The organism is Rhodopseudomonas sp. BR0C11, assembly GCF_010820945.1.
GTDB lineage: Bacteria > Pseudomonadota > Alphaproteobacteria > Rhizobiales > Xanthobacteraceae > Rhodopseudomonas > Rhodopseudomonas palustris_H.
Genome location: NZ_QTKI01000164.1, coordinates 1 through 9626 on the forward strand (window position 1 = coordinate 1; position 9626 = coordinate 9626).

7 protein-coding genes and 1 pseudogene are annotated in these 9626 nt (G+C 66.6%); 6 read left to right on the forward strand and 2 right to left on the reverse strand.

The window, feature by feature from the left end; all coding sequences use genetic code 11:
* Together DYI24_RS14090 and DYI24_RS14095 are read right to left on the reverse strand one after the other, a co-directional pair.
* Window positions 1-208: pseudogene (locus DYI24_RS14090) on the reverse strand (peptidase M15); the annotation flags it as partial.
* A gap of 169 nt (window positions 209-377) precedes the next feature.
* Window positions 378-2177, reverse strand: coding sequence for a glucan ABC transporter ATP-binding protein/ permease (locus tag DYI24_RS14095; RefSeq protein ID WP_164572732.1), 1800 nt, complete (start codon window positions 2175-2177; stop codon window positions 378-380).
* Between the two features lie 445 nt (window positions 2178-2622).
* Here DYI24_RS14095 and DYI24_RS14100 point away from each other — a divergent pair, with 445 nt between their 5' ends.
* From DYI24_RS14100 to nuoG, 6 genes are all read left to right on the forward strand, one after another.
* Window positions 2623-3012 (forward strand): NADH-quinone oxidoreductase subunit A, encoded by a 390-nt coding sequence (locus tag DYI24_RS14100; protein ID WP_011159799.1) that lies wholly within the window; start codon window positions 2623-2625, stop codon window positions 3010-3012.
* Window positions 3009-3635, forward strand: coding sequence for a NuoB/complex I 20 kDa subunit family protein (locus DYI24_RS14105; protein WP_164572733.1), 627 nt, complete (start codon window positions 3009-3011; stop codon window positions 3633-3635). The genes DYI24_RS14100 and DYI24_RS14105 overlap by 4 nt, the downstream gene beginning before the upstream one ends.
* A complete protein-coding gene (gene nuoC, locus DYI24_RS14110; RefSeq protein ID WP_164572734.1) occupies window positions 3632-5377 on the forward strand; it encodes an NADH-quinone oxidoreductase subunit C/D in 1746 nt (581 codons plus the stop codon). The genes DYI24_RS14105 and nuoC overlap by 4 nt, the downstream gene beginning before the upstream one ends.
* The gene (gene nuoE, locus DYI24_RS14115; RefSeq protein ID WP_107345853.1) at window positions 5374-5862 is read left to right on the forward strand and encodes an NADH-quinone oxidoreductase subunit NuoE; all 489 of its coding nucleotides are present in this window, start codon (window positions 5374-5376) and stop codon (window positions 5860-5862) included. The genes nuoC and nuoE overlap by 4 nt, the downstream gene beginning before the upstream one ends.
* On the forward strand, window positions 5859-7145 hold the full coding sequence (locus DYI24_RS14120) for a complex I 51 kDa subunit family protein (RefSeq protein ID WP_164572735.1): 1287 nt from the start codon (window positions 5859-5861) through the stop codon (window positions 7143-7145). Before nuoE ends, DYI24_RS14120 begins: the two co-directional genes overlap by 4 nt.
* The coding region (nuoG, locus tag DYI24_RS14125) for an NADH-quinone oxidoreductase subunit NuoG (RefSeq protein WP_164572736.1) at window positions 7142-9626 on the forward strand (2485 nt) is incomplete at its 3' end. The genes DYI24_RS14120 and nuoG, both read left to right, overlap by 4 nt.

Here is a 9626-nt window from a genome sequence, read left to right on the forward strand (position 1 = left end):
CATACAGAGTCATCAGCTTGGTGACGGAGGCCGGATGCCACGGGTAGGTGGCGTTGTCGGCCTGCAGCACCTTGCCGGTATCGGCCTCGATCAGCAGCAGCGCTTCGGCATTCGCGACGCGCGGCAGCACGGTCAGCGACAACAACGCCGCAACGACGATGGTCAAAAACGAGGATGAACGGCGAGGCTGTGCAGTGATGAAAGGCACGTTCCGATTCCGGTCCTGTGAGTTCCGTCGCGCCGACGAGATCGCGGCACGGTGACGTTCGGGTTTTCAGGCGGTGGCCCCAGCAAACCCGACCCTATACCGGCTCGCGCCCGCAGAACAGGGCTTGGCCCCGGGTAATCGGGGACGAAAAGGGCTGAAATTCGACCGATCAGAGTTGTGTGTCAGCTGCCGGGCTCATTGCCGAGCGCGCGCTCTCCTGCACCATGAATTGCGCCCGCGCCAATTGCGCAAATGCACCGCCGCGCGCCACCAGTTCATCGAACGTTCCGCTTTCGATCACTTTGCCGTTGTCGAACACCAGAATACGGGTGGCGTCACGAATGGTGGACAGCCGGTGCGCGATCACGAAGGTGGTGCGGCCTTTCATCACCTCGTCGAGCGCGAGGTTGAGCTTGGCCTCGGTCACTGCGTCGAGTGCCGAGGTGGCTTCGTCGAGGATCAGGATCGGCGGATCCTTCAGTAATGCACGCGCGATCGACAGCCGCTGCCTTTCGCCGCCGGACAGCATCCGGCCGCGCTCACCGGCATTGGTCTCGAACTTGTGGTCGCTGCGCTCGATGAACTCCAGCGCCTGCGCGCGCTCGGCGGCGAGGCGCAGTTCTTCCGGCGTCGCGTCCGGTTTGCCGACCCGCAGGTTATCGGCGATCGAGCGATCGAACAGCAGCGCTTCCTGAAACACCACGCCGATGTTCCGCCGCAGCGACGCCAGCGTAATACCGCGGACATCCATGCCGTCGACCTTGATCACGCCGGACTGTGGATCGAAGGCGCGATGCAACAGCGCGATCGCGGTCGACTTGCCGGCGCCAGTGGCGCCGACCAGCGCGATGGTGTCGCCGGGCAGGGCGGTGAAGCTCAGATCCTCCACCGCCGGCCGCTTGCCGTCATAAGAGAACGAGACGTTCTGGAATTCGACCAGGCCGGACAGCCGGCCGCAGTCGATCGCATCGGCGCGGTCTCGCACGGCGGGCACGGTATCGAGCACGGCGATGAATTCGCGCAAGCGCGGGGCTTCCATCAGCACGTTGTTGATGAAGTTCACCACCTGCTCGAGCCGCTGGATCAGCAGCGTGGCGAACGAGACGAACATCACGATCTCGCCGACGCTGGTGAGCCCCTGCTGGTTGAGGTAGATGCCCAGCGCGAAAATCGACAGCACCGTGATGGTGGTGGAGGCGCGGGTGATCACCGTCACCAGCGCCCACCACGACAGCACCGGCATCTGTGCCGCGAGCAGCCGCCCCGAGACGTTGCGCAGCCCCTGCACCTCGGCGTCGATGCGCACGAAGCTCTGCACCAGCGCGACATTGCCGAGCGCGTCCGAAGCGCGAGCGGAGAGATCGCTGTACTGGGCTTCGACCTCGCCCTGCATGCCGTAGGTCTTGTGCACCACCAGTGTGGTCAGCACCGTGAACACGACGCACAGTACGAACAGCAGAATTGCCAGCCGCCAGTTGATGTACAGCGACAGCGGCAGCAGCACGACAAGCGACAGGATCGCGGCGAAGTGTTCGCGGAAGAAGCCGAGCCACATCCGCCACAACGCGTCGGTGCCTTGCAGCATCACCTTCATCAGCCGGCCCGAATGGGTGCCGGTGTGAAAGCTGATCGGCAGTTGTAGGATGTGTTCGAAGTAGCCGGTGAGCACGGCCTGGCGTTGCCGGTGCGCCAGTCGGTCGGCCTGCAGCGCAACCAGGGCCGAGCACATGATGGTGAACAGGCCAAAGCCGACCCAGGCGCCGAGTAACGGCCAGGGCGAGCGCGTCTCCGGCACAAGTGCGCCGGTGGCGAGATTGCCGCTCATCACGTCGACGATGCGGCCGAACAAGATCGGCTCGGCGAATTGCGCGGTGGCGAGCAGCAGATTGGCGACGGCAAGAATCCAGCCGAGCCGCGCCTCCTTGCCGAGCAGTTGCAGCACGCGGGTGTAGAGATGGATTAGCGACATCAGCCGGCCCAGGACGAAACAATTATCGTTAGATCATTTCAGCGTCCGGCGAAATGTGTTCGCGCATCGGTCCCAGGCGTGTTCGGGCGGACCGATGCGTACGCGGCCGACCTCGGACAGCCACCGGGCACGCAAGCTCACGGCCATCGCGGCTCAACGTGGCAACGTGCCGCAGATCGTGAACGAGGCCGATTCGGCCGTCGGAAGAGCCTTGGCTGGAGCCCGCAAAGCCCTGCCATGCGGGGCTTTCCGACACCCTATACCGGGTTCCAAGTACAGGAAATCACAGCGGGATTCTCACGTTGTCGTGGCCGCGGAGTTGATCCGCGTCAACCAGCCTTGACGGGTCGGATGGCATGGTGACGATGCGTTAACAACCCGACTTCTACACCCCACGTCGGATCGTTCGTGATCCGCTCTTCCGCTGTTTGTTGGAGCCTTGCCGGTGGGTGATCTGACCCTTCCGATCAATTCGGGCGCCGCACTCGCTATCCACGTCGCGCTGTCGGCCGGGATCGTTGCGGCGATCATCGTGGTCGCGGCCTGGCTGCGCGAGAAGCGCTCTGGTGCGCGGCCCGACGTGCCCTACGAAGGCGGCGTGCTGCCGGCGCAGCCGCAGCAGGGGCCGCTGAACGCGCCGTACTTCCTGATCGCCGCGCTGTTCGTGATCTTCGACATGGAAGCCGCGATCCTGTTCGCCTGGGCGGTCGCCGCGCGCGACGCCGGCTGGCTTGGTCTGATCGAAGCCGCTGTGTTTATCGGCGTGCTGCTGCTGGCGCTGGTGTATCTGTGGCTCGACGGAGCGCTCGACTGGGTCAAGGGCAAGCGCCGATGACGATGACGCCGCAACATCCGGGCGTGCCGGGCGAACAGCGCTCGGTCGAAGAACATATGGCGCTGTCGAGCCTGTTCACCACGCTCGAAGACCTCACCGCATGGTCGCGCAAGCACAGTCTGTGGCCGTTCAATTTCGGCTTGTCGTGCTGCTACGTCGAACAGGTCACGGTGCTGACGCCGGTTTACGATCAGGCGCGGTTCGGCGCCGAGGTGATCCGCGCTTCGCCGCGTCAGGCCGATCTCCTCGTCGTGTCCGGGACCGTGTTTCACAAGATGGCTGCGCCGCTGCTGCGCCTGTACGAACAGATGCGCGCGCCGCGTTGGGTGATTGCGATGGGCGCCTGCGCCTGCTCGGGCGGCATGTACGACATCTATTCAGTGGTGCAGGGCGTCGACCGTTTCATTCCGGTCGATGTCTACATCCCCGGCTGTCCGCCGCGGCCGGAAGCGGTGCTCGATGCGCTGATCATGCTGCAGCAGCAGGTCGGCAGCGAACGCCGTCCGCTCGGTGTCACCGTCGGCAACACCGCCGGCCTCGGCTTCGACGCGCCACGCCGGCGCGACCAGCGCCATGACGAACGCATGGCGCAGACCCTGCTTGATCCGCCGGAGTCATTGTGAGCGCATCCGAACTCGTCACCGAGCTCAGCGCGCGCTTCAAGGACGCGGTGCTGGGCGAGCAAATGACTGCCGATCGGTTTCCGACCGTATGGATTCGGCCGGACGCGACGATCGACGTGCATCGCTTCCTGAAGCAGGAGATCGACCGGCCGTTCAAGATGCTGGTCGACCTGTGGGCGATCGACGAAACCGCGCGCAAGCATCGCGAAGGACTGCCGCCGTCCGGCATCTCCATCGCCAGCCACCTGATGTCGCACGAGCGCAACGCCGACATAAGGATCAAGATCGCGCTCGATGCCGAATATCCGCGCGCCAAGTCGATCGGCTCGGTGTTTCCCAACGCGCCATGGTACGAGCGCGAAGCCTACGACATGTTCGGCGTCGAGTTCGAAGCTCAGCCGCACTCGCTGCGTATTCTGCTGCCGCCGGGCTGGGAAGGCCATCCGATGCGCAAGACCCAGCCGGGTCGCGCCACGGAGCGGCCCCTGTTCAACATGACGGCGTCGCTGTTCGACGCCAAGGAGCACGCGCTCGCCGCCGATCCGGAGAAGTTCGGCCTGCCGACGCATCGCGACGGCGTCGAGCTGATGATCCTGAACTACGGGCCGCATTCGATGGCGACCCACGGCGTGTTCCGAATCGTGCTGGCGCTCGACGGTGAAGAGATCGTCGCGGCGCGGCCCGATATCGGCTTCCATCACCGCGGCGCCGAGAAGATGGCCGAGCGCCAGACCTGGCACAACTTCCTGCCCTACACCGACCGCGTCGATTACTTGGGCGGGGTGATGGGCGAGATGCCCTACCTGCAGGCGGTCGAGAAGGCCTGCGGCATCAAGGTGCCGGATCGTGCGCTGACGGTGCGGATCATGCTGTCGGAGATGTTCCGCATCATGAACCACCTGCTGTTCTACGGCACCATGGCGCAGGACACCGGCGCGATGTCGCCGGTGTTCTACATGTTCACCGACCGCGAGCGCGGCTACCGGGTGATCGAGTCGATCACCGGCGCGCGGATGCATCCAGGCTTCTTCCGCATCGGCGGTCTGTCGATGGATCTGCCGGACGGCTGGGACCGGCTGGTTCGCGAGTTTCTCGATTGGATGCCGTCGCGGCTCGACGATTACGAAGGCATGGTGCTGCGCAACGAGATTTTCCGCGCCCGCACCAAGGGCATTGCGGCCTACGACACCGCGATGGCGCTCGACTGGGGCGTCACCGGTCCGGGCCTGCGGGCGACGGGCTATGCCTGGGACGTGCGCAAGGCGCGGCCCTATGCGGGCTTCGAGAACTTCGACTTCGAAATTCCGGTCGGCCACGCTGGCGATTGCTACGACCGCACGGTGGTGCGGGTCGAGGAGATCCGGCAGTCGCTGAAAATCATCCGGCAGTGCGTCGACAACATGCCGTCGGGTCCGATCAAGGCCGATCATCCGCTGACGACGCCGCCGCCGCGCGAGCGGATGCTGCACGACATCGAGACCATGATCCATCACTTCATCAGCACCAGCTGGGGACCGGTGCTGCCGCCGGGCGAATACACCGGCCAGGTCGAGACCGTGCGTGGCCTGACGCAGTTCGCGCTGATCTCGGACGGCGAACCGTCCAGCTATCGCACCCGGATCCGTACGCCGTCGTTCGCGCATCTGCAGATGATCTCCGCGGTGGCGCCCGGCATGATGGTGGCCGATCTCGTCGCCTATCTCGGCAGCATTGACTACGTGATGTCGGACGTCGACCGATGAGCCTCAGTCCCGCCCTCAAGACTGCGATCCAGCACGCTGCCGCCACCCATGGCGGCGCGAAGGCTGCGATGGTCGAAGCGCTGAAGCTGGTGCAGGAAGCTGAAGGCTGGGTGTCCGACGCGCACCTGAAGGAAGCCGCCGACGTGCTCGGCGTCACGCCCGCCGAGATCGATGCGCTGGCGACGTTCTACAGCCAGATCTTCCGTTCGCCGGTCGGCGACACGGTCATCCTCTTGTGCGACGGTCTGAGCTGCTATCTGTGCGGCGGCGATGCGGTGCGCGATGCGGTGATGAGCAAGCTCGGCATCGGCTTCGGCGAAACCACGCCGGACGGCAAGTTCACGCTAATCAACATCTGCTGCGTCGGCGGCTGCGATCGCGCCCCGGTGGCGCTGGTCGGCCCGGAACGTAAGCTGATCGGTCCGCTGACGCCGGACGATCTCGACGCGCTGATCGGCGGCGCTGCGGTGGGAGGCCAGCCATGAGCGACAAGCCGCTCACCGGCCGTGCCCGCGCCGACCGCCAGCCGCACAGCCTCGCAGCATGGCGCGGGCTCGGCGGCTACGCGGCGCTGTCGCTGGCGCTCAAGCGCCACAGCCCGGAAGCGATCATCGCGATGGTCGAGGCCGCGGGGCTGCGCGGCCGCGGCGGCGCCGGCTTCCCGACCGCTAACAAATGGCGCTTCATGCGCACCGGCAGCGACAAAGCCGGTCCGGGTGCGCGCTATCTCTGCGTCAACGGTGACGAGACCGAGCCCGGCTCGTTCAAGGATCGGCTGTTGATGGAGGCGCTGCCGCATCAACTGATCGAGGGCGCGACCATCGCTGCCTATGCGATCGGCACCACCGAAGTGATCATCCTGGTGCGCGACGAATATCGCGCCGCTGCCACCGCGCTGAGCCGCGCGATCGCCGAGGCCGAAGCCGCCGGGCTGCTGGGCCGCGACATTCTCGGCTCCGGCTTCGACCTGACGATGCGGGTGCACGCTTCCGCGGGCCGTTACATCGTCGGCGAAGAGACCGCACTGATCGCCGCGATCGAGGGCGAGCGTCCGGTGCCGCGGCATCGGCCGCCTTATCCGGCGGTCAGCGGCCTGTGGGGCCGGCCGACCACGGTCAACAACGTCGAGACGCTGTCGTCGGTGCCGTCGATCATCGAGAACGGCGCCGACTGGTATCGTTCGCTGTCGTTCACCGACGAAGGCGGCACCAAGCTGTACGGCATCTCCGGCTGCGTCGAGCGCCCGCAACTGATCGAAGCGCCGATGGGCTCGACCGCGCGTGAGTTGCTGCATCGTGCCGGCGGCATTCGCAATGGCCGTGCGCTGCTGGCGTTCCAGCCCGGCGGCGGTGCCACGGCCTTCTTCGAGAAGGCCGAGCTCGACGTGCCGCTCGATTTCACCAACGCCAAGAAAGCCGGCAGTTCGCTCGGCACCGGCGCGCTGATCGTGCTCGACGATCGCGCTTGCCCGGTGGCGGCGATCGGACGCCATATGCGATTTTACGCGCGCGAGAGCTGCGGGCTGTGCACGCCATGCCGCGACGGTTTGCCGTGGGTATCGAAGCTGCTCGATACGCTCGAAGCCGGCAAGGGCACCCGCGCCGACATCGACCTACTTCATCAGCACGTCGCGCTGTCCGGTCCTTCGGGCCGCTCCTATTGCGATCTCAACACCGGCGCGCTGACGCCGCTCCGCAGCGGTCTCGAACGCTTCGGCGATATCTTCACGGCCCACCTCCAGGGCTTCTGTCCGGTGGGCCGCGCATGACCAAGAAGAAGATCGAGATCGACGGTCGCGTCATCGAAGCCAAGGACGGCGAGGATCTGCTGTCGGCGTGCCTGACGCACGGCATCGACGTGCCGTATTTCTGCTGGCACGGCGCGCTCGGCTCGGTCGGAGCCTGCCGGCAATGCGCCGTGAAGGTCTATGACGGCCCGGACGACAAGGAAGGCCGCATCGTCATGAGCTGCATGACGCCGGTGGCCGACGTCGAGCGGGTCTCGGTGAGCGATCCGGAAGCGGTGGCATTCCGTGCCCAGGTGATCGAGTGGCTGATGGTCAACCATCCGCACGATTGCCCGGTGTGCGAAGAGGCCGGCTCCTGCCATCTGCAGGACATGACGGTCGCCACCGGCCATATCGATCGCCGCTACAAGTTCACCAAGCGCACCCATCGAAATCAGGATCTCGGGCCGCTGGTGACGCACGAGATGAACCGCTGCATCGCCTGCTATCGCTGCACCCGGTTCTATCGCGACTATGCGGGCGGACGTGATCTCGACGCGTTCGGCGCCCACGACAACGTGTATTTCGGACGGGCCGAGGACGGTCCGCTGGAAAGCCCGTTCGCCGGCAATCTCGCCGAAGTCTGTCCGACCGGCGTGTTCAACGACAAGGGCTGGTCGCGCGATTACTCGCGCAAATGGGACATGCGGGCGACGCCGTCGATCTGCCCGCATTGCTCGCTCGGCTGCAACATTCTGGTCGACCAGCGCGACGGCCGGGTGAAGCGGGTACAGAACCGCTACCACGGCGCCCTCAACGGCTACTTCATCTGCGATCGCGGCCGGTACGGTCCGCTGCACGTCGTCTCCGAGCATCGGCTGCGGCAGCCGCTAATCGGCGGCGCGCCTGCGAGCGAGCATGAGGCCGCGTCCGCTGCCCATGCCATCGTGGCCGAAGGCGCGATCGGAATTGGCTCGCCGCGCGCTTCGCTGGAAGCCAACTACGCACTGCAGCGCCTGGTCGGACCGGAGCGGTTCTTCGCCGGCGTGTCCGATGTCGAAGCCGGTCTGGTGCGGCGCATCGTCGAAATCTTGCGGGCAGGGCCTGCCAAGATCGCGTCGCTGCACGAGGTCGAGCACGCCGATGCCGTGCTGGTGCTCGGCGAAAATCTCACCGGCACCGCGCCGCGGCTGGCCTTGGCACTGCGGCAGACCGCACGCGGCGCCGAGCGCGAGCTCGCCGCGCAGAAGGGCGTGCACGCCTTCCTCGATCCGGCAGTCCGCACCGCCGGCGAAGGGCGACGCTCGCCGATCGTGCTGGCGACGCCGCTGCCTGATGCGCTCGACGATCTCGCCGCGCTGTCGCTGCGGCTCGATCCGCACAGCGTCGCCGCGTTCGGTGCGAGCGTTGCGGCGGCGCTTGGCGCAGGCCCCGCCGGCTTGGTCGAGGAGCATTCTGAAGCCGCGCGGGTCGCCGAGATTCTGGCGAACGCCGAGCGGCCGCTGATCGTCGCCGGCTGCGCGCTGATGTCGCCAGAGATTATCGAGACGGCGGCGCGCATCGTCACTGCGCTCGGCACGAAAGCGCGGATCGTGCTGCTGGCGCCGGAAGCCAACAGCATCGGGCTCGCGCTGCTCGGCGGCGACGGCCTCGACAGCGCTGCCGCTTTGCTCGAACGCGGCGGTGCCAAGACCGCGATCGTGCTCGAGAACGATCTGTTCGACCGTGCCCCGCGCGCTAGCGTCGAGCGGCTGTTGGCCGCCGCGAAGGGTGTGGTTGCGCTGGACTCGATGGCCAACGAGACCACCGCGCGCGCCGCGGTTGCGCTGCCGGTGGCGCCGTTCACCGAGGCGACCGGCACCTTCGTCAACTATGAAGGCCGGGCGCAGCGCTTCTTCGCCGCGGTCGCGCCGCAGGATTTCGCACCGGCAAGCTGGCGCCGGCTCGATGCGTTCGGCGCCGGCGACTGGCACGGGCTCGATGCGCTGATCGGCGACCTGATCGTCGAGCGTCCTGATCTCGTGGCCGTGGCCGATGCGGCGCCGGGCGAAGACTTCGGGATGCCCGACGGCAAGGTCACCCGCGCGCCGCGGCCCTACACCGGCCGCACCGCCGACGATCGCGCCGGGCAGTTCGCCGATGCGGTGATCCCCGTCGATCAGGATGGGCCGCTCACTTTCGGCATCAAGGGCGCGCGTGGCACCGCGGTGCCGGCGCCTTTGATCACCAGCTACAAGACCTCCGGCCTGCATTCGGCCAATAACGTGACGCGCTTCCTGGAAGAAGTCGGCGGCCCGTTGCGTGGCGGTGATCCCGGCACCTTGCTGATCAAGCCGGGCGAAGCGTCGCTGCCGGATGCGGTGCTGCAGCCGATCGAGGCCGGCGAAGGGCTGTGGCTGATCCCGCTGCACGACGCCTTCACCGGCGGCGAGTTGAGCCGTGCCAGCGCGCTACTTGCTGCACGCCGGCCGGAGCCACGATTGCTGCTGCATCCTGACGACGCGGCGCTGCACGGTTTCCGGG